Below are 23,481 nucleotides of genomic sequence, written 5' to 3'. Positions count from 1 at the left end.
GCCTTGCGTTTTACTCGGAAGCTGTTGTGTCTGGCGCGTTTGACGACGCGGGGGTAGGAGCGGTGGCGGCGGGGGTTGAGGTGGCGTTTTGCGGTGATCTGTTCGGCGAGTTCGGTGTGGAGCTCGAGTTGGCGGTCAGGGGGAAAAACCGTCCGGGCCTGCGATGGTGTCGCGGGCGAGTCGGACGGTCTGGGTGAACTTCACGCGGTCGGGATCGATGCCGGTCTCGACCGCGGCCCGGCAGATCAGCGAGCAGATCGCGTAGTGGGCGATGAGGAATCCGTATATTTCCTGGCGGACCATGTCCGGGGTTTGCGAGCGCAGGGTTTTGGCGGGGCCGCGGAGCTGCGTCTTGATTTGCCTGTTCGCGGCTTCGTGTTCCCAGCGTTGGTGATAGGCCTCGGCCAGGATCAGCGAGGGTGCCTCGTGCGGGTCGAGGATGGTGGTGAGCAGGCAGATCAGCTCACCGCCTTCGCCACGGTCGGTGATCTCGTACTCGATGACGCGGGCGAAACGAGTCCGGTCCCAGTCCAACTCCTCCCCGGCTATGGCCGCCTCCAGCAGCTCGGCCCGCATTTTCGCCGGGGTTTTGGGCGCGAAAAGCAGTGTCACATAGGAGCCGTCACCGAGGCGGTCCACGATCGGCAGGTCCATAATGTCACCGAGACGCCACAACAGGTCGGCGTCGGTGTCGGCGCCCTGGCACCACAGTTTGAAACTGTAGAACCCCTGGTCACACACCAACATCATGCCGGGTTCGAGTAACCAGATCAGTTCGGCCGCGGCGGTGCGTTCACCGGTGCCCTTGCCCACGACCGGCCCGATCACCGCGCCCAGGCTCACATGCGAGCCGCATTCGGTCAACGTCACCACCCGTGCCTGTGGCAACACTCCCTTGCTCGGTTTACCGAATTCCGTTGCGTTGGCCTCGGTGTCGGCCACGTCGAACACCATGCCATCAATCGAGACCAGCCTGCGTCGCGCGTAGAACGCGTCCAGGGTCAGCCGCGACGCCACCGGCACCGCGATCCGCTCGAACAGTGTTTTCATCGGCTCGAACCCCAGCCGCTGCCGGGCCTGGGTGATCCCACCCGAGGTCGGCAAACTCCACTTCGGATCCCAACAACGCCAAAGCCGCAGCGGCCCAACCAGTTTCCGCATCACCCCCTCGTAGTCCACACCTGCGAACAACGCCAACGCGACCACGAAATACATCACCAAATGCGGCGGCAACGTCCCACCACGACGCTTGGGCGCCTTGCCGTGCTCGGAAATCGCCATCTCCACCGCATCACGGTCCACCACAGCGGTCAACACACCCAACGACACCTGATCGATCAACGACACCGCACCCACATCCACCACGTCGGCGACGCTAACCCCAGCACCGACACGATCCGGCACCGACACGCCCAAAAACGCTCCACACCAACCAGTCTCACAGACCAACCAGCTGGCACTACATCGCAATCATGCCGATGACCTGCGAAAACACGTCAAGCTAAGTGGCATTGGTTCAGGAGTGGCCGGGTCTGTTTGATCACCTTGTTGATGGTGGTGCGGCTGACCTCGGGTAGGTGCCAGGGGCCCGGCAAAGTCGTGAAGTGAGGCCTTGAGCTGCGGTTTCGGCGAGTCGTTGTGGCGAGTTCGTCGAGTCGTGCTCGTAGGCTGCGGCGAGCCGCCATGCCGAACCCGGTGCCGACGTTGCCAATGTAGATAAGGCGACCGTCCTCGTCGTACGCGCCGAGCGCCAGCGACCCGAAGGTGCGCGACATCATCCCGGTCCCGGGCGTCCACCCGGTCACGATCGCCTCGGTAATTCGGCGGATCGGGGTCTTGATCCACACCGGCGACCGGCGACCCGGGTGGTAGGCCGATTCGATCTCCTTGGACACGATGCCCTCGAGGTGGTGCTCGCGCGCGACTTCGAGCGTCCGATCGGCGTCGACCTCCAACCAGTGCGGCGGTCCAGAGGTCGGCCAGGCGGGCGAGTCAGATAGGGGAGCCCCGTGACATCCTCCTGTGGGGTACCCGTGGCACCACTGGACCATCGGCGAAGCGGGACAGCGAGTGCGAGCCATCGACCGGTACGCCGCACAGTACCTGCTCAGCCACGGCCCCTCGGCGACTGTGGATACATACCCCGCACTCATCACATACCTAATACCTACCGATGTGCTGCCACTACCTACGCGACGATGCTTGAGCCCCGCTGGTGAGTGTTACAGCCCTCGCGCCCCACCGCGAATTCCGATAAACCGAAGGCACCGAATAGTTACATCGTCGGACGAATTTCAGCACATGAGCACGTGGGGTCGCGCCTCTACGCGAAAGAACGACTGTTTCTTAGATCCTATGAGTTGAGACGACATGGAAGATCAAATCGAAAAACCTACAGGAATGTGTCGAGTGAGGGTGCAGTTTAAAAATCCCGACTTGGAATTATATTATCGGGACGAACGCGCAGTTGCCGAGCGTTTCGCTTCGTCTGCACGCCTGATCGGCGCAACCGTCTTAATCAGCCACGACGATTGCGACGGCCTGCGTCCCCTTCCGTGCCGCTCCTTATGGACGGAGGATCTGTGAACGAAGCCGTTGTCGGGCAAAGCTGTATCGGTCCTCCCGCCCGAGGTGGTCGCGGCAGGTTCGGACGGAGCGGATGACCGGCCGAGAGCGCAGCATGAACAGGCCCTCGGCGCGTATTAGGCGATTGCACAAACAGTCATCTGCGGACTTCGCAGATGTAGCTGCTCCGCTTACCCTCCACGACATGCGTGTCGTCGCGAGGGCCTTCGGGTTTGACAGTGTCGAGGCGCTTGTCGAGAGTCTACTCTCAGGGTGTCCATACCACGCAGGACCGACCGACCACATCAATACGTCATAGCACGACAGTCGTATTTCGTTGTGTCATGGGCGTTTTCGGTGGTATCGGGTTTGTCGTGCGCGGGTTTGGTGGCCGGCGTCAGTGGGAGGCGGGGCGCGGGCGCGGGCGCGGTGGAGGATTATCGCCAGGAGATGGCGGATCTCGGCGACTGTGATTGGGCCGAGCCCGCATAGGCTTTGGATCTGTGGCGGCGGTGACGGCGTGGGCGAGCATCGCGAGGGTGATGTGCCGGTACCATGCGGGGCCCGTAGTTCGGAGTGGTTGTAGAGGAATGCGTGGGAGACCCCGGCTTCGCGCTGGACGGCTTGGAAGGTGACGGGCTCGCCGCGTTTGAGCAGGCGCCGAATCGCTTGCTCGGCGTCGGTGGTCTTTTTGCCGGACTTGGCTTTCGCGGCGGCGACCAGGGCTGCGGTGCGGTCGGTTCGGCTGGTCACGGTCGTGTCCTCCGCAGATGGGGCCGAGGGTGAGTTGGATGCGGCCGGGGGCGCTGTCGCGGCAGCCGCCGCCCTGGACGGCGCGGCCGGGGCAGCCGGACGGGCTTCCAACAGCCGAACGAGAGCCCTCTGTTCGGCGCGGCGTTGGGTGGGCCAGACGTTGTCGTCGGGCATCGGCTGGCCGTGTCTGTTCTCGAATTCTGTTGTGGCGCGGTCGATCAGGGCGGTGGTGTCGTCGAGCTGGCGCTGCAGCGCGGCTGCGTGGGTGGCGTCGGTGGCGAAAACCGAACACGTCAAACAAACGTTGCCCTTGTCGCAGGATTGAAGCGGCGGCAGCAGGCACCAGCCGTTAGGTAGGAACCGGTCGGCGCGGCGGAATAGATGCAGACTGCCGTGGTCGTCGCGGGAGAACTGGATGCCGCTGCCGTCTGCCTTCAGCTTTACCGTCGCCAGGAACGCCTGCTCCGCGTGCTGTTCGCGGCCGCGACGTAATGCATGGCCATCGTCTGGATGGCATGCCCTGCCTAACGTTGCAGCACGTGGATCGGCAGGCCGAGCTCGGCCAGCCAGCTCAGGCGAGTGTGACGGAACCGGTGGCGCGTGACCACGGGTTGCCGCCCAGCTGCTGGCAGGTTCGCGAACGACGCGCCCGGCGCAACCGGACCAACCGCCGTCTAAAATTGCGGACATCCGCCGTCAGAGATCACGGGCAAGTCCACCGAGCAGCCGCTGGGAACTCCGGGAGCAACTGGCCGCTGCGAGAGACGGCATCCGGGGCCCGGGGAACTGCGCGACCAGCCACAACGCGGCTGCACCTGAACCCCGGCTCAGCCCGCAGACTGATGCGGCGTTGGAGTCGCCAAGGCGGCGTAGAGGAGGGCCAGGATCGCGGCGGCGGCTTCGGGGATGGGGCGGTCGGCCGCCAGGGAGTCGAAGACCTCGAAGCCGGTCAGCGTGTGCAGGATGGGGCCGAACTGCGGCCCGGCGTCGAGCCGTGTGGCGAGGACGGCGGCACCGGCGCGGCGCCGGTCATCGCGCGCCGCGATGACCTGGCCGACGTCGGGATCCAGGGCGGCCAGCCCGCGCAGGCGGCGTGTGCAGTCGCGATCCACCGCCCAGAAATCGGCGATGACCTCAACGAACGTACGAAGCCCCGCGCGGGCGTCGGGCTGACCGAACGCCTCGGCGAGACGCTCCATGCGCCCGCGCTCGGCCAGATCGTCACAGAGCGCTTCCAGCAGGCCGATCTTCGTACCAAACTGGTAGTAGACGGTTGCCCGCGAGACATCGGCCCGGCGGGCGATCGCGTCCACGGCAACCGTCCCCTTGGAGACCAGCAGATCGCGGGCGGCTGCGAGGATGCGGGCGCGGGTATCGTCCACCGCTTCGCGTCGGCGGCCCATCTCGTAGGGCCTGGGACTCATTCGCGCCTCCTGCCTGCTCGGCCGGTCGCCGGGCGCGGGCGGCCTCCTCAGTAGTATCGCCTATAACGTTTTCGGTCGACTGTCGCCCTTGCCAGGGCATCGACCAGCGCGGTCAGTATCACAAGCTCGCTGCCCCCTCGTGCGCCGAGTGCAACCCTTCGGCAGCGAGCAACTGGAAGTGGCTGCGAAACCGCCGCCTACGGCGGTCTGCCGGGTGAGGACGGCGCGGTCGTCGGTGCGGCTCGCGGCGACGGCCAGGACCAGCAGTCCGACCGAGACGCACTGGAGCAGACTCTGCAGGACGACTGCGACGTGGTTGTGCGCAAAGTAGTGCAAGATATCGGCTTTCGTACCGAACAGTGAGGGGTCTGGTCACCGATCGCACCGGGCCCGATCGGCCAGGTACAGCAGGACAAACCTCAGCGCGGCGACGAGCAGCGCGTACGCGTACATATCATCCTGCCGCGGGGTGGGCGGTGGTCACATCATCACCCGGCCGCGCTGACGTCGATCGTCTGACCCGAAAATTGAAGGTGAGGTAACCGCTTGGCCGGGGTCAGGCGGCTCCTTCGATGGGGTCGAAGCGGATGGTGAATCCCAGGGCGTTGGCTTGGCGGGTGAGCCGGCGCATCGCGGCTTGGGGGTCGCGTTTGGTGAAGTAGTCACCGCCGAGGTCGTGGTAGTCGACGTCGTTGGTGAGCATGTGCCAGACCGCGGTGAGGATCGAGTGTTCCAGGGCGACGAGGGCTTTCTTCTTCCCGAGCCGGGGGGCTAGTCGGTGGTAGCGGGCGCCGAGGTAGGTGTTTTCCTTGGTGCGGGATGCGGCCATGGCCGCGGTGCCCAGGGCACCGCCGAGCCATCGGTTGCCGTGGCGGGTCTTGCCGGATTTGTGTTTGCCGGCGGATTCGTAGTGCCCGGGGCAAACCCCGGCCCACGAGGCCAGGTGCCCGGCGGTACGGAACCTGCTCATGTCGGCGCCAGTCTCGGCGATGATCACCTCAGCGGTGCTCTGCCCGACCCCAGGGATCGTTGCCAACCGTTCAAGCTGACGGGCAAAAGGGCGCATCTCTTCCTCGATCCGCGTCGACAGCTCCAGGATCACGGCCGAGAGCTGGTCGATGCGTTCCAGGTGCAGCCGGCACAAAAAGGCGTGATGCTCCCCGAAGTTCCCGGTCAGCGCCTGCACCAGCTGCGGAATCTTCGGGCGCATCCGGGCCTTGGCCATCTCTGCCAGTACGCGCACATCGCGCTCCCCGTCGATGAGCGCCGCGAGCATCGCCCGCCCGGAAACACCGAGGATGTCGGTGGCCACACTGGACAGTTTGATGCCAGCGTCTTCGAGTTCCTTCTCCAACCGTGAGGCCTCGCGGGAACGTTCAGCCGCCAATGTCGTCCGGTAGCGGGTCAGATCCCGCAGGTGCCGGATCGGCTCCGGGGGCACGAACGAGGCCTTGAGTAGCCCGCACTCACCCATCTGACACAACCATGCCGCGTCGGACACGTCGGTCTTGCGCCCGGGCAGTCCTTTGGCGTGCGCGGCGTTGACCAGGATCACGTTCAGGCAGTCCTCCAGCAGATAGAACGCACCCCGCCAGTAATCCCCGGTGGCCTCCATCACCACAAGGGTGACCTTCTCGGCCACCAGCCAGTCCCGCAGTTCCAGCAGGGCGTTGGTGGTCGTGGCGAAGGTGCGGATCTCCTGGCGGCGTGAGCGCCCGCGCCCCGGCTTCGCGGTGCGCACACACGCTTTTAGGTCCTTCTTGCCGATGTCCAACGCGGCGCACCGCTCGTGCAACAGTTCCACGACACCCTCCCGAGACGACTGGCCGGCCTGGCACGCCCGTCCGGAGGAACCACAGGGCTAAAGAGTCTGACCCACGTGCTCGAAGCAACAATCGACAGTTCCTGTCGGTGGTCCCCAACACCATCCTGATCCACGAGCTCAAGGCATCACAGTACGATCGGCGTCCCGGACGAACGCGCCCCCATTTTCCCGCCTCCACGGCGGCCCAGCGCAGCGGCCCAGGTTCCTGATCCGAAAATAAACCCATGGTGAGTGGCTGTGGGCGGGTGAGCGGGCACGTGACAGTTCCCGGCGATGCGTAGCGAGCCGGGATGGGTCGTCACGTTTGGTGTGGTTGCAGGTCTTATTGATTAGGCGGCTCCTTCGATGGGGTCGAAGCGGACGGCGTATCCGAGGGCGTTGGCTCGGCGCACGATGCGTCGCATGGCGCGTTCGGGATCCAGGCGCGCGAAGTAGTCGCCGCCGAGATCCTGGTAGTCGACGTCGTCGGTGAGCATGTGCCAGACCGCTGCCAGGGTCGAGTGTTGCAGGGCGACAAGGGCTTTCTGCTTGCCTATTCGTGGCGCGAGCCGACGGTATTTCGCGCCGAGATAGGTGCCGTCGCGGGTGCGGGCGGCGGCCAGTGCCGCGGTGCCCAACGCACCGGTCAGCCACCGGTCGCCGTGGCGGGTTTTGCCCGATCGGCGTTTGCCGGCGGATTCGTGGTGTCCGGGGCATACCCCAGCCCATGAGGCGAGGTGTCCGGCGGTGGGGAATCGGCTCATGTCGGCGCCGGTCTCGGCGATGATGACCTCGGCCACCCTCCGACCGACTCCGGGGATGGTCACCAACTGGTCAATCGTGCGGGAGAAAGGGCGCATCTGCTCCTCGATCCGTGTCGAGAGTTCCTCGATCGTCGCAGACAACTGATCGATTCGTTCCAGATGCAGCCGGCACAGGAAGGCGTGGTGTTCACCGAAGTTGCCGGTCAACGCCTCGACCAGTTGTGGGATCTTCGGGCGCATCCGCGCTTTGGCCATGTCGGCCAGCACCTGTGCGTCCTGCTCGCCGGCGATCAACGCGGCCAGCATCTGGCGGCCGGAGCGGCCCAGGATGTCGGTGGCCACGCTGGACAGTTTGATCCCGGCGTCCTCCAACTCCTTCTCCAGCCGCTGCGCCTCCCGGGTGCGTTCGGCCGTCAGCGTGGTCCGGTAGCGGGTCAGATCCCTCAGGTGCCGGATCGGTTCGGGTGGCACGAACGAGGCCCGCAACAGGCCACACTCACCCATCTGACACAGCCACGCCGCATCGGAGACGTCGGTTTTGCGGCCGGGCAGACCCTTGGCGTGGGAGGCGTTGACCAGGATCACGTTCAAACAGTCCTCCAGCAAGTAGAACGCCGCCCGCCAGTAATCCCCGGTCGCTTCCATCACCACCAGGGTCACCTCCTGCTCGACCAGCCAGTCCCGCAACTCCAGCAGGGCGTTGGTGGTCGTGGCGAACATGCGGATCTCCTGGTTGCGCGAGCGCTTACGTTTGCTCACGCTCGGTGTCCGCACGCACGCCTTGAGATCCTTCTTGCCGATGTCCAACGCGGCGCACCGCTCATGCAACAACTCCACGAACATTCCTCCGGAAACCGTGTCCTGCCAGGGGCGTCCGCCCGGAGGAGCCACAGGGATCTGAAGACTCTGATCCGCGTGCTCATGGCAACAATCGACAACTCCTGTCGGTGGCTCCCGAACCGCCATGCTGACCGACGAACTCGAGGCATCAAGGAAAATTACGGGGTTCCGGGACGAACGCGCACCCATTTTCCCGCCTCCACGGCGGGCCAGCGAAGCGGCCCGGGATGCTGACCGGTTAAGCAGCTGTGATGGCTCGGGAGGACTGGCTGCCCCGGCGGGTGGCGGACGCTCCGTTCGCTGATTGAGAACTTGTTGCGGGTCGTCGCTGTTTAGGGATCTGTCGGCGGGGTTGTCCACGGGCTCGAGCTGCGATGACAGGAGTGAGTGGGTGACGGTTCGCCCGGAAATCTGGGGTGGGATCGAGGTCGGTAAGCCAGCGCATCACACGCAAGCGATCGATGAGGCCGGGAAGGTGGGGTTCAGCCAGAAGCTCGGCAATGACCAGGGCGCGATCGAGCAGCTGATCACCTGCGCCGGTCAAGCCGCGCAACAGGTCCGGTGGGCGATCGACTTGACCAGCCCGATGGCGTTGATGCTGATTACGGTCCTGCTGGCCGCCGACCGAGCGGTGACGTATGTGCCGGGTCGAGTAGTCAACTCCATGACCCTCGGGTTCCGTGGCGAGGGCAAAACCGACGCCAAGGATGCTCGGGTGATCGCCGAAACCGCGCGCATGCGCAGGGATTTGGCCCAGGTCACGATGCCCGACGAGCTGGTGGTCGGGCTGACCCAGCTGACCAGCTACCGCACCGATCTCATGGCCGACTGGATGGCCGGGATCAACCGATTGCGGGCGCTGCTGGGCTCGATCCCGGCCCGGGAGCCGCGTTCTACTACTTCAACCGGACCCCATTGGTCCTGGTCGCCTGGATGTGCACTCCGGCCGAGATCCGCGCAGCCGGAATTGACGGTGTCACAACGTATCTCGCCGAATACAAGGCTTGGCCTGCCGTGATCGGCAAGACCGCGACGACTGCGATCGCCGCGGACCAAGCCCAGACCATCGCATTGCCCGGCGAAGTCGACACCGCGATGCTGGTCAAACGTGTCGCGGCCAAGCTGCTCGATCTCGATCGCGGGATCAAGGACACCGACGAACTGATCACCGCCCGGTTCCGCACCCATCCATGGGCGAAGATCATCGAATCCCTGCCCGGCATGGGCCTGGGCTGGGTGCGGAGTTCTGGCCGCCACCGGCGGCGATCTCGCTGCGTTCGGCACCGCGGGCCGCCTGGCGTCCTACACCGGATTGGTGCCCGTGCCACGCGATTCCGGCCGTGTCAGCGCCAATCTGCGCCACCCGAAACGCTACAACCGGCGCCTGCGCCGGGTGTTCTTCATGGCCGCGCTGTCCAGCCTCACAGTGCAAGGGCCATCCCGGCGGTTCTACGACCGCAAACGCAGCGAACGGCTCATCCATACCCAAGCCCTTCTAGCCCGCTTCTAGCCCTGGCCCGCCGCTTGGTCGATGTGCTGTGGGCGCTGCTGCGAGACGGACGTGAATTCACCATCGACACAACCGCCCCGGTCGCAAACGCGACTTGACTTGATCATCGAGAGTCCTCCCATTCGGGCTACACTTTATTCAGACAGACTATCTGACGAAATAAATTTCGACTCCGGTCGCGCTACACACACCGGACGACGGAGAGGTGAGCTCATGAATGTTCTGGTGGTGGGTGCCGCGGGCCGCACCGGCGGCCTGCTGGCCGAACGGGCACTGCGTGAGGGCCACACCGTCACCGCACTGGCCCGCGACCCGAGCCGGGTGACCACACGCCCCGGCCTGACCGCGGTGCGCGGCGACGTACGCGATTCGGCCGATCTGGCGGCGGCTATGCCGGGGCAGAACGCGGTCGTGGTGGCACTGGGCGTGCGCGGGCGCGGCGCGACCACGGTGTTCTCCGAGGGCCTCGGCAACGTAGTCGCCGCAGCAGGGACGGCTGGGACGAGGCGGCTGATCGTCATGTCGTCGGCGGGCCTGTCCACCGACCAACTGCCGTTCTTCCAGCGCCAGGTCACCCGGCTGGTGGCATCGCGCGTCTACGGCGAAATCCACGCCGACCTGGCCCGGATGGAGGCGGTGGTGGCCGACTCGGGGCTCGATTGGACGATCCTGCGCGCGCCGATGCTCAAGGACGGCGAGCCGACGTACACGTACCAGGTATCGGTGGGCGGCCATCTCGGCAAGGCGGCCACGGCGGTGCGGGCCGACGTCGCGGACTGGATCGTACGGAACTTGGCGGAGCCGGCCACCTACCGGCAGCGAGTCGAGATTGCCGGATAGCGCCTGAGCCGCACGGGTAGTGCATGCAGCGCGCGGAGCGTACCCGACGCCCGAGCGAAACGCCAGCACGGCGGCGACGGGCGGGAAGGGCCCACCTCGGTCTGCTGCGGCAGATCGACCTCAACCTGCTGCTTGGACATCGGGGACTGCCTGGGACCGGCCCTGGTGCCTCGATGACCGGGGTGCAATTAGGGCAAGCTCCACACACGCGAGGAGCAACTCGTAGGCACACTGTCGACGATAGAGGCGAAAACCGAAAACAGCCGCCCGATCCAGCGTCAACACCCTGCACCCACGTTACGAAGAGACCTACCCAGCAGCCCTGTCCCCGTCAGCGGTCTGTCGACGCCACCAGCACCCGGCGACACCGCCCCCGGATCATGAGAAGGACAGGGGCGGGACTGGCGACCGTGGCCCCGCGTCGGGGCCAGGAACAAGGTAGCGGGGGGTGTATCAGCGGGCCGCCTGAAGGCTTTGCGGGATCGAATGACTGGGAGGTTTGGAGGCAGTGATACAGCTGGCCGAGCATCTTGTAGGCTCGTCCGATATGTCGGCAACGCGCCGTGAACGTAGTGGGGATCTGGTGACGGCTACAGATCGTTTCGTTGGTCGTGATCCGGAGCTGGACAAGATCAATAGCTTACTGCTGGGCCCGGCGCGGTTGATCACCTTGATCGGCCCTGGTGGGATCGGGAAAACACGCCTCGCAACCGAGGCTGTCCACCGATTCGGCATGGCCAGGCACACACCGGTGTACTCGGTGCGATTGGCGCGGCTGGTCAAGGGCGCCACCGCGGCCGCGGTCGAGGACGAGGTCGCGCGCTCGGTGGTTGATGCCGACTTCTCGGAGCAATCGACCTGGAATGCGATGGTCGATACGTTGACCAGCACCAACGCGGTGGGCCGCAACCTGCAGACGGTGCTGGTGATGGACAACTGCGAGCATGTCCTCGCCGGAGCTGGACAGTTGATCGCGGAGTTGCTCCAAGCCGTGCAGGGGTTGACAATCCTGGCGACCAGCCGCCAGGCCATAGGGTGGGTCGACGAGCACGTCGTGCTGGTTCCCCCACTGTCACAGGATCAGGCTGTCAACTTGTTCCGGCAGCGCGCCGAACTCACCGATCACCCCATAGCCGACACCGATCAGGTCGCCATGGCCAACCTGATCTGTCGTCATGTGAATAACCATCCGCTGTATATCCGGTTGGCAGCCGCGCGGTTGCTGCGTCAACCGTTGGCGGTGATCGTTCAGGAGTTGAGCGGCGAGGCGACCGACCAACGGATGCGGTGGTCGCATGGGCCTCGGGTGGGTGCGGAACCACGCCATCAGGGGGTTCGTGACGTCATCGCCTGGTCCTATGACCTGTGCCTGGACAAGGAACGGCTGCTTCTGGACCGGATGTCGGTCTTCGCCGCAGGCTACGACACTAACCCCGAGGACGACATCGGCTCCGCCATGGATGTGGGTACAGACCTGGAGGCCATCGAGGTAGTGTGCACCGACGACGAGACTCCCCGAGACGATGGGGACCCACCACACGATGGTGACACAGTCGTATACCTGGCGAAATGGGAGGTCGGGGGCCTGCTGGAGGGCTTGGTCGACCAGTCGCTGGTGACGGCGCACATCACGCCGACGAAGGTGCGGTACTCTCTGCTGGAAAGTATCCGAGTGTTCGCCGGACAACGGCTGAAAGAACGCTCCACCGGCGAGGTGGACGAACCAGCGCGGCTTGAACGCCGTCATCGCCGATACTATCGGGACAAAATCGTCAAAGCACAGATCAAGTGGTTCAGCCCCGGCGAGCAGAACTGGGCTCGCGTGGCATGGGACAACATCGTGACCGCGATCGAGACGAGCCTCACCTCCGGCGAGCCCGAACTCGGTTTGGAAATCTCCGCGGGCCTGGTTGCCCTGCCCATCATCAAAGGCTCACCCAGAGAAATACGCCTGTGGACCGAGCGCACACTGGAGGCGACCCGCCCACTGGCTTCGCAACCGACCGAGCTGCAAACAGCCGCCATGACCATGATCGGATGGCTTTCCGTGATGCAGAGCAGGAACGAGGACGCCGACCGGATGCTCGAGGAATGTGCGTCCATCTGCATCGGCGACCCGAAGGTCAGACAGAACTGGAGGCGGACCCCAGAAACCGACATCGGTCTGCCCGCCGCCTTCGAATTCCTGTGGGGAGCGAAACTGATGCTGACCCACCGCGATCCGAGGGCTATTACAGTGTTGGGCCGCGCCCGTGAAAAGTTCGATGCCCTCGACGATCGGGGCGGTGCGGGAAGAAGCGAACTGTACGAGGCCGTGGCTGCTGGCGCCCTCGGATCGGAAAAGCAGGCCCTGGACATCACACGGCGTCACCTCGAGAACGCCACCGGGTCCGGGTGGGCGAAGCCGTGGGCCGAGTTGGCCTGGGCAATTGCGTTGACCAAACACGGTGATCCCACCGAGGCGTTGGCCGTCGACCGCTCAGCACTGGCCTACCAGGTTGCTGCGCGTGACCAGTGGGGCGTGTCGTTCGCGTTGTATATTCGGCAATGGTCGTTGGCCCAGATCATCACCGACTTGATCGCCGCCGGAAGCACGGACCAGGCCGAACTCAGGGCGCTGGCCACCGAAACGGCTCAACTTGCCGGAGGAGCCGCAAGGCTGCGCGCGGGGCCGGGTATTAATTTCGGCGATCTAGTGCTGATAGCCCATGAAACGGACAGGGCGATCGAGGTCTCCCGCCGGGTGCTGGGACGCAAGGCGTTCGCCGACGCGTACAGGCAAGGCTCCTTGTTGCGTCCCGAATTGGGCGAGGTGCAGCGTCTGGCGCTCGGAACACTGTCCATCGACAAGGTGTCGGTAGACCATCCCGCCAGGAGGAACTCCCCATCACATTGGGACGACCTGTCGACGGCCGAGCGGCAGGTCGCGATCTTGGCCGCGGCGGGATGGACAAACACGGCGATCGCAGCCCGTCGAGGCAACTCCTCCAGAACAGTCGACGCGCAAATGGCCATGATCTTCCAGAAACTCCTGATCACCTCACGACAAGAGATCATCAAACTTGTTCCCGAAAACCACATCGACCAGGTCCGGACGGAAGCAGCCAAGCGCCCATCCCGCGCCGGCGAACGACCGCGGTAGCGACAGATCCGGTAGGGACTACCGCAATTGTTGACCAGCAACTCCTCGACCGTGTCGGCGCGGGCGAAGCGGCGCGCTGTCTCGGTTGAGTCCCAACTCCACGGCGATGGCTCTGATGCTGGTGCCCTCGGCCAGTAGGGCGTGAACGGGGTCTGCCCGGCGGTGATGCTCGGCGCCGGATCGGTGCCGGCGGCGAGGATTCCCTTGATCGTGCGGTAGCTCGGGTCACCGGCGGCGCGGGTGCAGGCCGCTTCCGGGCCCGTGCCGGATCGACCAGCGTGCGGTAATGCGCGGCCAGCTCCGCATAAGCCTTGTTGATCTTCGGGTCGTAGAGGTCAGGTTTATCGACACCGGTCTTCAGGTTGTCGGGCACCAGACGGGCCGGGACACCCCGAAGAACTGGAATGCCGCCACATGCGCTGCGCACCAAGCTGATTGGTCGGTCTTGATGACCGGGCGCACGAACGTGTGTCGTGAGCAGGGCAGCACCATCCCGAGGAGCGGCGCATGCCGGGCACATTCATCTGCGGGAAGTGGCCACCGAACAGTGCGTCCTGGATCGGTCTAGGAATCTGAGGCAACACCTGAAATGGTGTCACCGTCGCCGCACCACCAGACCTGGAACTCACCCAGCGTTCGACTCGGGCCGGTTCGACTGTCGTGCTGCACGTCGTTCATGGATGATTCCGAAATCTCCTGTAGGGAACGATGTTTCGGTATTGTTTGAATGGGTCAGTTGGTGATTCGGCCGCCAGCGACGTCGATGGTCAGTCCGGTCAGCCAGGAGGCAGCGTCGGAGGCGAGGAAGAGGGCTGTTTGAGCGACGTCGTCGGGGGTGCCCAAGCGGCGGAGCGGATGCTGGGCGGCGACCTTGTCTTGAATGTCGGTGGGCATGTTGGCCAGGACTTTCTCGGTGCCAATGGCTGAGGGTGCGATGCAGTTGATCCGGACGCCGCGCGGTCCCACCTCGGTGGCCAGGTGTCGGGTGAGCATGACGAGTCCTGCATTGGCGACGCCGTAGGCGATATTGGCTTGGCTGGGTTGGCGACCGGCCGACGAGGCCATGGTGATGATCGAGCCTCGGCCGCGTCCCAGCATGCCGGGCAGAAACGTCTGCACCGTCAGGAACGCGGAGGTCAGATCGGCGTCGATGATCTGGCGCCAACGTTGCTCGGTCAGCTCCGCTGTCGGCACTGGAAAGCCTTGGCCGCCGGCGACAGCGGCAAGGACATCGACTGGGCCGAAGCGAAGTTCAAGTTCCTCGCGAACCCCCTGCAAGGCAAGGGAATCCGTGACATCGGCGGCGGCGCTCATTGCAGTGCCGCCGGCATTGTTGATGTCCCCGACGACTGCTGCTAACGCGTCATGGTCCCGCCCGACTACACAGACCTTGGCCTGTCGAGTTGCAAAGGCCCGCGCGATCTGGGCGCCGATACCGCGTGATCCACCAGTGACGAGGACAACCTTGTCGGCCAGATCGGAATAGTTGTCGGACATGTGACTCCTTGAGTGAGGACGTGGTTGGGTTGGGTTGGGTTATCGATTGCGGGCGGTACGGGTGCGGGGCAGCAGGAAGGCGATCGTGATCAGCCAGGCAGTGCCGCCGAATCGGACGATCGGCAGCAGAAAGCTGAAGCCGGACGCGAGCAGTGTGAGCGTCGACAGCGCCCCGATGACACCGAGCACCAGCCCGATCTGGGCCGCGGCACGTGGCAACAGGCCCCCGATCAAGCCGGGCACCGCGATCCCGGCGATGAGCAGGGCGAACATCACGGCGTAGGCCGGACCGCCAGTCAAGAACGACAGATCGGCCAACGCACGCGCCAATGCGGTGTCGGCATCGGCGGGCAATCTGCCGACGGACCACGCGAACATTGCGCTGATGCCGAGGGCACCTGATGCCAACACTCCGCCAACCATGGCGATCGCCGAACCGGGCGCGGTGATGCCCAGTGCGCGCAGCCGTCGGTAGATCACCGCCGCGACGACGGCCAACAGCACCGACGAAGCGAACAACAGGAAGGCACCCACCTTGATCGTGGTGTCGTGAGTCTGCGCGTAGTGCACGACATCCAGGCCCGAAGCGTCCGGGTGCGGCGTGGACACGTTGGCGACGACAGCCGCGATTGTCAGCGCAGCGTAGCCAAGCACAGGGAGTGGCAATAGCGGGCCGGCTTGGGGGCGACGACGGCCTGCGTCTTCAGCGTGAGGTGGGGCAGATGCGGAGGTCATGGGTCGCTCCCTCAGGTTGTAGTTGTTCAGGGCTGGTGTCCTGGACGCCTAGGGCGGTGGGGTGTAGCTGACGGTTATTGCAGCTGGCTCACGAGGAGTGGCTGCCCCGCCGCGCTGGACGCTGCGGCCACTGATTGAGATCTAATGCGAGTCGTCGCCGCAGCTGTCGTTGCCGCCGGTGAGCAGGACATCGTGGTGCCAGCAGAAGCAGCCACAGCGTCGATCAAGCGGCTGGCCGGTCTGCTGCCTTTCGCGCTCTGGCAGGTCGAGTTCCGTCACCTGTTCACGATAGCAGTTGACGTAGAGCGGCAATAAATTTATAGTAACATAAATATTATGTTGACTGGGCGAGGTGCGAGATCGACGCAACCTCGTGCGCTTCGCTGGTGAGGAATCGGTCGATGGTGCGACATCGTCGGGATCGTGTCGTTTCGTTCGCGAAGGAGAATGAGCGCCGTGATTCGGAGTCTGTCGAGGATTCGGCTGCGTCCGTAGAGATTCCCGAAGACACGCACCATGCCGACAAGCCGGCACACGTCGCCTTCGTCGATATCGGAATAAGGGACACCGCAAATGTCGAGGAAGAACGCGACCTCACCAGGCAATGACATGCTGGCCCGATGCGAACGGGAGCCTGGAGAACCCCCGGGCCCGAAGCCGCGGCGTAGCGGCGTATTGTAGTGCAGCACAACAAATTCCAGCCCACCCTATCCCGGCGCCGTGAAAATCCAAGAGGTTTCTAGCAGATGAATAGCAGGTTTCTGAAAGAAGTTGCCACGCAACTGTAGTTGCGTCATGCTGAGGTCATGGCCACACGGTCGAAGAGCCGGCCGGTCCGGCTGGGGCGGGGATCAGCGGATCCGCTGGGCTGCTGTGGGCAGCCTCTGATGTTGCTGCGTCGGCTCGGCGCGGGCCCTTGGCGGCGCCGGGTGGGCTGGATTCTGGTCATCATTTTCGTACTGTTCGTCTTTCCCGGCCTCATCGGTGCGGTGGCCAGCGCGCAACTCGAGGCCGCCACGACCGGCGCCAGCGTCTCCGAGTTCGACGGGCTCAGCTGGATGAAAATCCGAGACTCGGCGGGAGTTCCGCTGGCGAACTACGTATTCGCGACCAACCACGGCGGGATATTCAATCCGGGCGCGACGATCCTCTGGGCGATCCTCGGCTTCGAATTCGTCGGCTACATGGCCATCGTGACGACCGCAATCTGGCTGATCGGCAACGCCTTGAGTTTTCAGTGGCTGAACATGTTCGGCTCGGCGTTGACCGGGGTCGCCGACCGGCTGACCGGTCAGATCGCGACGCCGATCCTGCTGGTCACCGCGGCCACGATCGGCGCATTGTGCGTCGCCTGGTTCTGGCTGCGTGGTTATCACGCCAAAGCGGTGCTGCAGATCGTCACGATGTTGGGGGTGGCGGTGCTGGGTCCGGTGTTCCTGGCCCAGCCGCTGGCCGATGTGCTGTCCTCGGATGGATTGCTCGCGCAGGGCAGGAATCTGGGCCTTGCGGTCGCGGCGGGCTTGAACGGCAACAACAATCCGAACCCCACCCAGTTGGTCACGACCATGCAGCAGGACCTGGCCGACAACTTCGCGCGACACCCCATGCAGGTATGGAACTTCGGGCATGTGATCGACGACCAACCGGCGTGCCGGTCGGTGTGGTCTGCGGGCATGGCCGCCGGTGACGAGGATCGAGTGCGCAAAGGTTTGCAGACCTGCGGTGACTCCGCCGCCCACGCCAAGGCCGAGAATCCCAGCATGGGCCAGGTCGGCACCGGATTGATGTTGCTGATCTGCGGTGGCATTCTGTTGGTTTTCGCGGCGGTCCTCGGAGTCAGGGTCATCAAGGCCGCCCTGGACACGATCTACCACGGATTCATGTCGATATTCGGTTTCGCCGCAGGCGGATTCGTCTACGGTCCGACACAGACCTTTCTGGTCCGCAATCTCGTCGACAGCGTCGTCGCGGCCGGCCGGATGGCGGCATACACCATCTTCCTCGGCGTCTATGTGCTGTTCATGGGCAATCTGTTCCAGCAGGCCAGCGGACAGACCATGGCGGTGATCGTGATCGCGGGCACCATCGAGATCGTCGCCATCTTCCAGCTCAAACGCCTGAGCCGCAGCCTCAGTCGCGGCAACGACTGGATCGCCAACCGGTTCGCGCTGGCGATCCAGGGCACCCGCCCGGCGCCCGCGACCAGCGGCGGCACCGCCTTGGGGATGGGTACCGCGCATACCGGCGGCAGTATGTCGGGTTCCGGGCTCATTACCGGCCTCGCCGCACTCAACACCGCCAACACCTCACCGGTGCTGGCCTGGTTGGCGTTGAAGACGAATAGACCGCTGGATCCCAATGCGCGACTGCGGAAAGAGGCCGAGATGGTCAACATGCGCATCGCGGCCTCTCACATGACGCTCGAGCAGCAGGAGGAACTACGCGCCGCCAGACATGTCATGGACGCCAAGGCGACGTCGCGCGCGGACGCGTACGGCGGAATCGGCACCCCGGTCGGCAACGCCCATGCCTGGGATGGGCTCGGCGATATGGAAGCCAGCTTCCAAGCCAAGATGGGCTCGCTGACTCGGCTCGGTGTCGACACTAGAAGCATCTCCAATATTTCCACGGCCCTCGCTCTTCAGCGGGCAAACACACCGCCGAACGTCTTCGAATATCTGCCCCGGGCAAAAGCACACGCGGCGTTGGAATCGGCTGCGGCGGAGAATCGTCGGGGCTCGGCCATCGCCCCCGAGTTGCGCGGCCAAGCGCATGTCGCGGCCTTCAACTTCCGCAACAACGCACCCTCGCCCGCGCCCGGCGCCGCTATCGACCACGTACTCGTCAACCATGCCACCGCCGCCTGGCGGGCGGGTACTCCGCTCGATGTGGCAATCAGTCCGGATCGGTGGCGGGCCGCCGATAAGGCGACGCTGCAACGCGTCGGAAAGAACCTCGCCAACGATTATTTCGATGCGTTGGAACCGTGGGTATACACCCCGAATGATGCGAATCTTGCCAGGGCCATGGCAATGCTCGAACATGCGCACAACTTCGATGGCCTCACCGACGGCCTGACCAATGATCCGTGGGCCGGCCTACGGGCACGCAACCTTGCGACGCAACCCGGCGATCCCTTCGCATAACCCCGAGTAGGTTGAAGGCCCTCGGCGGGGGAAATAGGAACAAGTGGGCCCGCAGTAATCGCGCGGGCGCATCGGTTCGATCCCGAATGATCACGAGGCTGATCGTGCAGGACACGGCACCCATCACGTTCCAGGAACTGCGCGCCCTACTCCAGCAGCGATTGCCCGAACCAGCCGAGGGCCAGCAGCGAATAGCACGGCTGGTATTGGACGATCCGGAGGGCACCGCATTCCGCAGCATCGGCCAGAGCGCCGGACTCGCGGGGGTGCATCCGTCCTCGATGGTGCGTTTCGCAACCATGCTCGGGCTCTCGGGCTACCAGGCCCTGGAGCGTTATTCATAAGCCTCCGCGAAAAAGTGCAGTGCGACTATCGTTTTCAGGGCAGAGGGGAATTTGTGGACTGGCGCGCGGTAGCGGCCGCCTTCCTCGCTGAGCATGCGCCAGGTCTTCAGGTGAGCGACGGCTCGCTCCACCGCGGCCCGGATTCCGGAGAGTGCGGTATTGAACGCGGCCTGGCTCTCGTGCAGTTCGCGGCCCGGAGGTTTCTTGTAGGGCACCAGATCGATTCCGTCGACACCGACGTAACCGGAATCGGCGACAGTGTCGATCTCGGCGAGAAGGTCGGCGAGTCCGGAGGCGGCGTATGCGTGCGCGTCGTGTCGGGCGCCGTGCACGATCGTCATGCCGACCGCGACGAGCCTGCCGTCGAGGTCGGCGGCGATCTGGATGTTGAACCCCGGATACTGGGTTTTTCCGGAGAACAGGTCCGGGATCGCCGACCAGTCCCAGGTCGGGCAGATTGTGCCGTCCACCAGCACGGACCCGACTCCGATGACGTCGCGGGGGTTGGGAACGAACTCTTCGAGTACGTCAGCGATCACCGGTCGCAGCAGATCCCAGCGGCGGCTCACCGTGGACTGACTGATCCCGAAGAACGCGCCCGCGACATCCTGGACGAGGTTTCTGCGCATCAACGACACCACCAAAGCGACAGACCTGAACAAGCTCAACGCGTAAGGGCGACCGGCCGACTCGAACCCGCCGACGGTCTCGTGTACCCGGGCAGTCAGTTCCGTCAGTTGCCCATCGGTCAGCCCCGTAATAGCCTTGTACCGCAACGGCCCTCGTTCTCGCTCGTAGACTTCGTAACTCCACGAACTGAGATACATGAGGGCCGTTGCCAATTCGGCTGCGACGCGCCGACGTATCAAGCAGTGCGATCACCGTCTCACCGGCCACACAGGCCACGAGAGTTGCTATGCCACAGCCGATTGCGGGACAGGCTTATGAATAAGCCTCCCGGTCGAGTGCTGCCGCCGACAACTCGCCGCCGAGGCGTACCTGGTCCGCAGGCCGGCCGGTGCCCAGCCGCCGACCTCGAACGACGAATTCTTTACCGCGATCACAGAGTATGACGCGAACCATATGTTCCGGACCTTCGCCCGGATCGATCGCGGCGACTGGGACCGCGCGGTCAAAACACTGGCCACCGCACCGACCGTGCACGTGATAGGTCTGCGTCGCTGCCTCGCGGTCGCCTACCTGCTGCAGACAGTGCGTCCCCCGGTGCGGCAGCTGGGGCGACCGGCCGCCTGCTAACCGATGAGCTGCGTGACCTCGCGCCCGGCGATGCACTGATCGCCGTATCGATCCGCTCGCTTGTCTGACCGCCCCCTCGCTGCGGCGCTTGCCGCGGCGAGCAGTTGCCGGGCCTGCTTCAGCGAGATCTCAAGGAGTTCGGCGATGACGTCGTCGATCTGGCCTTGGTCGCGAATACTCGCCGCGGCCAACGCCTGTTCGGCGCAGTGGCCGGAGATCTCTTCGGCCGCAGGTGCTTACAACGTCTTGATCTGTAGGTGCAGCGCCTCGATTTCGCTGTCGCGTTTGTTTTCACACGCGGTGATCGCGTCCCATGCCGCGATGCAACTCGGCAACCAACCCTATTCTGACGCTGTTCGTGCCGGTCGGATGTGTGGTGTTGGGGTGTACTCAAACGCCACACAGGGGTCATTCACAGTCACCGGCTACGCCGTTGTCGCCCGCAAGCCGTAGGCACCGCGAGCCCCCGCTCGACCCGTCCTGTCGATTCCGGCCGCGGTGGTTCGTCGTTGTTGTGTCAGCAACTGCAATATCGAAAGGACATACCATGAGCGCACGACTCGATTTGTTCGGCAGCCCGACCGGCGGGAAGGTCGTCAAGTACGTCCAGGCCGCGAGTAAGGCGATCACCGACTCGCCGCTGCCCGCGGCGACTAAGCAGCTGGTGGAGATCCGCGCCAGCCAGATCAACGGCTGCGGGCGCTGCATCGACATACACACCAAGGACGCGGCCCACGCAGGAGAGACAGCTGTGCGGCTCAACCTGGTGGCAGCCTGGCGGGAAGCCACGGTCTTCACCGAGGCCGAGCGCGCGGCGCTCGAACTGGTCGAGCAGGGCACGCGAATCGCCGACGCCGCGGGCGGCGTCGGCGACGAGGCGTGGATGAACGCGCGCAAGCACTACGACGACGAGCAGCTCGTCGCACTAGTGTCGCTGATCGCCGTCATCAACGCCTGGAACCGGCTCAACGTCGTCCTGCAAACTCCGGGGGGCGACTACCAGCCGGGTCAGTTCGGCTGACCGGCAACCGCCGCGTCGTAGACGGCTTGGGCGGCCCACACCTCCTCGATCTATTCGAGAACCACCCTGCGGCCCTGGGTCATACTGGTGGCGGCCAAGGCGGTCTCGTTCATTGCAGGTCAACTCATATACGGAGAACGCAGTCGCGGCGCATAGAGGGTGTGTGAACCGCCCGAGTTTGATGCACGTGTGCATCAAACTCGGGCGGTTCAGTGTCTCCCATAGATTCGGGGCCCACTCACCGACGTGCAGGCGACTCCGGACGCCGTGCAGACGACTCCGAACATTGACAGAAACTCAAGGACGCGCTTACCGGATCAGTGTCTAAAAAACGTGTTGAAAAAGATCGGTGTCCAACAATTCTTGTCGGACCTTTCTCCTACACTCGCCGCGTGGACAGCCCGACCCCAGGGCTCCGGCGTTGTCGGGGTCTAGGTCATGAGCTGCGGAAACCGGTTGCGCGACACGCCGGTTCGGGATGCGAGGCGGACACGGGCTTCTCGGTGACGATGAAGGTTCCTACGCCTGAATCGATTTCCGGAGTCGCCCGTGTCCGCTGGTCCAGTATCGCTTGCCGAGCCCGTGGTGGAGGTGTTGACCCGTCGGCGCGTCGAACCGGCACCGTCGCCGCTACCGCAGGACCGGGTGATCGCGCCGTGTTTGCTACAGATGTTGGGGACGGTGCCCGACCCCCGCGATCCACGCGGGGTCCGCTACCCGTTGACCGCGTTGTTGGCGATCATGATCCTGGCCACCGCGGCCGGGATGCGGTCGGTGGCCGGGATCGCCTGTTGGACCCGTACCGCGCCGACGGAAGTGTTGGCGCAGTTGGGCATCCGGGTCCGACGCCCGAGCGAGAAGACGTTGCGCACGATTATGGCCCGCCTCGACGCCGCCGACCTGGACCAACGGTTGGGCGACTACTTCGCCGGCATAGCCGCCACGGTCGACACCACTACGGAGCTGATGGCCGTCGCGCTGGACGGCAAGACCGTGAGAGGTGCACGGTTGGGTGGTGGCCGGGCACCGCACCTGGTGTCGATGTTCGCCCACCACACCCGCCTGGTCCTGGGCCAGTTGGCGGTCGCCTCGAAGACCAATGAGATCCCAACGGTCCGGAAATTACTGCAATTATTCAGTCGCACAACGCTTTTGGTGACCATCGATGCTATGCACACGCAGACCGCGACGGCGAAGCTGATCTGCGGAAAGCTGAAATCGCACTACCTGATGACCGTAAAATCCAACCAGCCCGGCCTGCTGACCCGCATCAAAGCCCAGCCCTGGGCCGCGGTGCCGGTGGTGTGCACCGACAGCGACGACAAGCCACGCCACGGCCGTATCGAGACCCGCACCTTCAAAGTCCTCACCGTGACACGAGGACTCGGGTTCCCCCACGCCCGCCAGATCATCGAAGTCACCCGTGAACGCGTCCTGGTCAGCACCGGCAAGCGGACCTTCGAGACCGTCTACGCCGTGTGCAGCCTGCCCTTCGAACACGCCACACCCAGGAAGATAGCCGAATGGTTGCGCCTACACTGGGGAATCGAGAATTCGGTCCACTGGGTCCGTGATGTCACCTACGGCGAAGACCTCAGCACTCTGCGCACCGGCCATGCTCCCCAAGTCGCGGCCACGCTCAGAAACACCGCGATGAACCTCCACCGTCTCGACGGAGCCACCAACATCGCCGAGGCCTGCCGCACCACCGCGTTCAGCCCAGATAGAGGCATACACCTGCTAATGAAACCAAAAAACAGCTGGTCAGAGGCAGCTTAAGCGACAACGCCGGAGCCCTGAGCCCGACCCGCACCCTCGACAAGCCCACCGCTCTCGTTC

General features: G+C 64.6%; 19 protein-coding genes and 2 pseudogenes. 10 read left to right on the top strand and 11 right to left on the bottom strand.

Features of this window, described 5'->3' with window-relative positions:
- Positions 1 to 135 precede the first annotated feature (135 nt).
- The 6 genes from ACV7NQ_RS21710 to ACV7NQ_RS21685 form a co-directional block, all read right to left on the bottom strand.
- The gene (locus ACV7NQ_RS21710) at positions 136 to 1,410 is read right to left on the bottom strand and encodes an IS4 family transposase (protein WP_463365544.1); all 1,275 of its coding nucleotides are present in this window, start codon (positions 1,408 to 1,410) and stop codon (positions 136 to 138) included.
- Positions 1,411 to 1,496: 86 nt separating this feature from the next.
- Positions 1,497 to 1,955 carry an ATP dependent DNA ligase gene (locus tag ACV7NQ_RS21705; RefSeq protein WP_463361337.1) on the bottom strand — a complete coding sequence of 153 codons (459 nt, stop codon included), beginning with the start codon at positions 1,953 to 1,955 and terminating at the stop codon, positions 1,497 to 1,499.
- A gap of 952 nt (positions 1,956 to 2,907) precedes the next feature.
- Positions 2,908 to 3,615, bottom strand: a complete 708-nt coding sequence (locus tag ACV7NQ_RS21700; RefSeq protein WP_463361336.1) for a DUF6262 family protein — start codon at positions 3,613 to 3,615, stop codon at positions 2,908 to 2,910.
- A gap of 530 nt (positions 3,616 to 4,145) precedes the next feature.
- Positions 4,146 to 4,742, bottom strand: coding sequence for a TetR/AcrR family transcriptional regulator (locus tag ACV7NQ_RS21695; RefSeq protein ID WP_463361335.1), 597 nt, complete (start codon positions 4,740 to 4,742; stop codon positions 4,146 to 4,148).
- A gap of 556 nt (positions 4,743 to 5,298) precedes the next feature.
- Positions 5,299 to 6,546: an IS110 family RNA-guided transposase gene (locus tag ACV7NQ_RS21690; RefSeq protein WP_463359126.1), complete on the bottom strand. Its 1,248-nt coding sequence runs from the start codon at positions 6,544 to 6,546 to the stop codon at positions 5,299 to 5,301.
- 350 nt (positions 6,547 to 6,896) lie between these two features.
- Positions 6,897 to 8,147: an IS110 family RNA-guided transposase gene (locus tag ACV7NQ_RS21685; protein ID WP_463359125.1), complete on the bottom strand. Its 1,251-nt coding sequence runs from the start codon at positions 8,145 to 8,147 to the stop codon at positions 6,897 to 6,899.
- 394 nt (positions 8,148 to 8,541) lie between these two features.
- On the opposite strand from ACV7NQ_RS21685, the pseudogene ACV7NQ_RS21680 reads away from it, so the two are divergent.
- The 3 genes and pseudogenes from ACV7NQ_RS21680 (at position 8,542) to ACV7NQ_RS21670 (ending at position 13,642) form a co-directional block, all read left to right on the top strand.
- Positions 8,542 to 9,758 (top strand): annotated as a pseudogene (locus ACV7NQ_RS21680) (IS110 family RNA-guided transposase).
- A gap of 115 nt (positions 9,759 to 9,873) precedes the next feature.
- Positions 9,874 to 10,500 (top strand): NAD(P)-dependent oxidoreductase, encoded by a 627-nt coding sequence (locus tag ACV7NQ_RS21675; protein WP_463361334.1) that lies wholly within the window; start codon positions 9,874 to 9,876, stop codon positions 10,498 to 10,500.
- A 583-nt stretch (positions 10,501 to 11,083) separates the two neighbouring features.
- Positions 11,084 to 13,642: an AAA family ATPase gene (locus ACV7NQ_RS21670; RefSeq protein ID WP_463361333.1), complete on the top strand. Its 2,559-nt coding sequence runs from the start codon at positions 11,084 to 11,086 to the stop codon at positions 13,640 to 13,642.
- A gap of 196 nt (positions 13,643 to 13,838) precedes the next feature.
- Here the strand turns inward: ACV7NQ_RS21670 and ACV7NQ_RS21665 are convergent.
- The 3 genes and pseudogenes from ACV7NQ_RS21665 to ACV7NQ_RS21655 form a co-directional block, all read right to left on the bottom strand.
- A pseudogene (locus tag ACV7NQ_RS21665) lies at positions 13,839 to 14,203 on the bottom strand (DDE-type integrase/transposase/recombinase); the annotation flags it as partial.
- A gap of 171 nt (positions 14,204 to 14,374) precedes the next feature.
- Entirely contained in the window at positions 14,375 to 15,139 is a 765-nt protein-coding gene (locus tag ACV7NQ_RS21660) for an SDR family NAD(P)-dependent oxidoreductase (RefSeq protein WP_463361332.1), read from the bottom strand.
- A 39-nt stretch (positions 15,140 to 15,178) separates the two neighbouring features.
- Positions 15,179 to 15,874, bottom strand: coding sequence for a DUF4386 domain-containing protein (locus ACV7NQ_RS21655; protein WP_463361331.1), 696 nt, complete (start codon positions 15,872 to 15,874; stop codon positions 15,179 to 15,181).
- Between the two features lie 144 nt (positions 15,875 to 16,018).
- Between ACV7NQ_RS21655 and ACV7NQ_RS21650 the strand changes: the two genes are divergently transcribed.
- From ACV7NQ_RS21650 to ACV7NQ_RS21635, 4 genes are all read left to right on the top strand, one after another.
- On the top strand, positions 16,019 to 16,189 hold the full coding sequence (locus ACV7NQ_RS21650; protein ID WP_463361330.1) for a hypothetical protein: 171 nt from the start codon (positions 16,019 to 16,021) through the stop codon (positions 16,187 to 16,189).
- 86 nt (positions 16,190 to 16,275) lie between these two features.
- Complete coding sequence (locus ACV7NQ_RS21645; protein ID WP_463361329.1) at positions 16,276 to 16,482, top strand: hypothetical protein; 207 nt, start codon at positions 16,276 to 16,278, stop codon at positions 16,480 to 16,482.
- Between the two features lie 279 nt (positions 16,483 to 16,761).
- Complete coding sequence (locus ACV7NQ_RS21640; protein ID WP_463361238.1) at positions 16,762 to 19,020, top strand: hypothetical protein; 2,259 nt, start codon at positions 16,762 to 16,764, stop codon at positions 19,018 to 19,020.
- A gap of 86 nt (positions 19,021 to 19,106) precedes the next feature.
- Complete coding sequence (locus ACV7NQ_RS21635) at positions 19,107 to 19,364, top strand: hypothetical protein (protein WP_463361328.1); 258 nt, start codon at positions 19,107 to 19,109, stop codon at positions 19,362 to 19,364.
- On the opposite strand, the gene ACV7NQ_RS21630 is transcribed toward ACV7NQ_RS21635, so the two are convergent.
- A complete protein-coding gene (locus tag ACV7NQ_RS21630; protein WP_463358528.1) occupies positions 19,355 to 20,191 on the bottom strand; it encodes a transposase family protein in 837 nt (278 codons plus the stop codon). The two genes, ACV7NQ_RS21635 and ACV7NQ_RS21630, sit on opposite strands and share 10 nt — an antisense overlap.
- 256 nt (positions 20,192 to 20,447) lie before the next feature.
- Between ACV7NQ_RS21630 and ACV7NQ_RS21625 the strand changes: the two genes are divergently transcribed.
- On the top strand, positions 20,448 to 20,621 hold the full coding sequence (locus ACV7NQ_RS21625) for a hypothetical protein (protein ID WP_463361327.1): 174 nt from the start codon (positions 20,448 to 20,450) through the stop codon (positions 20,619 to 20,621).
- Here ACV7NQ_RS21625 and ACV7NQ_RS21620 read toward each other — a convergent pair.
- On the bottom strand, positions 20,618 to 20,812 hold the full coding sequence (locus tag ACV7NQ_RS21620) for a hypothetical protein (RefSeq protein WP_463361326.1): 195 nt from the start codon (positions 20,810 to 20,812) through the stop codon (positions 20,618 to 20,620). The genes ACV7NQ_RS21625 and ACV7NQ_RS21620 overlap by 4 nt on opposite strands.
- A 356-nt stretch (positions 20,813 to 21,168) precedes the next feature.
- On the opposite strand from ACV7NQ_RS21620, the gene ACV7NQ_RS21615 reads away from it, so the two are divergent.
- Positions 21,169 to 21,642 carry a carboxymuconolactone decarboxylase family protein gene (locus ACV7NQ_RS21615; RefSeq protein ID WP_463361325.1) on the top strand — a complete coding sequence of 158 codons (474 nt, stop codon included), beginning with the start codon at positions 21,169 to 21,171 and terminating at the stop codon, positions 21,640 to 21,642.
- A 549-nt stretch (positions 21,643 to 22,191) separates the two neighbouring features.
- Positions 22,192 to 23,421 carry an ISAs1 family transposase gene (locus tag ACV7NQ_RS21610; RefSeq protein WP_463361324.1) on the top strand — a complete coding sequence of 410 codons (1,230 nt, stop codon included), beginning with the start codon at positions 22,192 to 22,194 and terminating at the stop codon, positions 23,419 to 23,421.
- Positions 23,422 to 23,481 lie beyond the last annotated feature (60 nt).

The organism is Nocardia sp. Tas62D01 (assembly GCF_055232035.1).
Note: the sequence above shows the minus strand (reverse complement) of the source record. Positions and strands in the feature narration are given on the sequence as shown.

Excerpts from the sequence above, each read along its gene's own strand:
- ACV7NQ_RS21695 (WP_463361335.1), bottom strand. The coding sequence starts at position 4,742 with ATGAGTCCCAGGCCCTACGAGATGGGCCGCCGACGCGAAGCGGTGGAC.
- ACV7NQ_RS21675 (WP_463361334.1), top strand. The coding sequence starts at position 9,874 with ATGAATGTTCTGGTGGTGGGTGCCGCGGGCCGCACCGGCGGCCTGCTG.
- ACV7NQ_RS21660 (WP_463361332.1), bottom strand. The coding sequence starts at position 15,139 with ATGTCCGACAACTATTCCGATCTGGCCGACAAGGTTGTCCTCGTCACT.
- ACV7NQ_RS21655 (WP_463361331.1), bottom strand. The coding sequence starts at position 15,874 with ATGACCTCCGCATCTGCCCCACCTCACGCTGAAGACGCAGGCCGTCGT.
- ACV7NQ_RS21650 (WP_463361330.1), top strand. The coding sequence starts at position 16,019 with ATGCGAGTCGTCGCCGCAGCTGTCGTTGCCGCCGGTGAGCAGGACATC.
- ACV7NQ_RS21645 (WP_463361329.1), top strand. The coding sequence starts at position 16,276 with ATGGTGCGACATCGTCGGGATCGTGTCGTTTCGTTCGCGAAGGAGAAT.
- ACV7NQ_RS21640 (WP_463361238.1), top strand. The coding sequence starts at position 16,762 with ATGTTGCTGCGTCGGCTCGGCGCGGGCCCTTGGCGGCGCCGGGTGGGC.
- ACV7NQ_RS21635 (WP_463361328.1), top strand. The coding sequence starts at position 19,107 with ATGATCACGAGGCTGATCGTGCAGGACACGGCACCCATCACGTTCCAG.
- ACV7NQ_RS21630 (WP_463358528.1), bottom strand. The coding sequence starts at position 20,191 with ATGTATCTCAGTTCGTGGAGTTACGAAGTCTACGAGCGAGAACGAGGG.
- ACV7NQ_RS21625 (WP_463361327.1), top strand. The coding sequence starts at position 20,448 with ATGTTCCGGACCTTCGCCCGGATCGATCGCGGCGACTGGGACCGCGCG.
- ACV7NQ_RS21615 (WP_463361325.1), top strand. The coding sequence starts at position 21,169 with ATGAGCGCACGACTCGATTTGTTCGGCAGCCCGACCGGCGGGAAGGTC.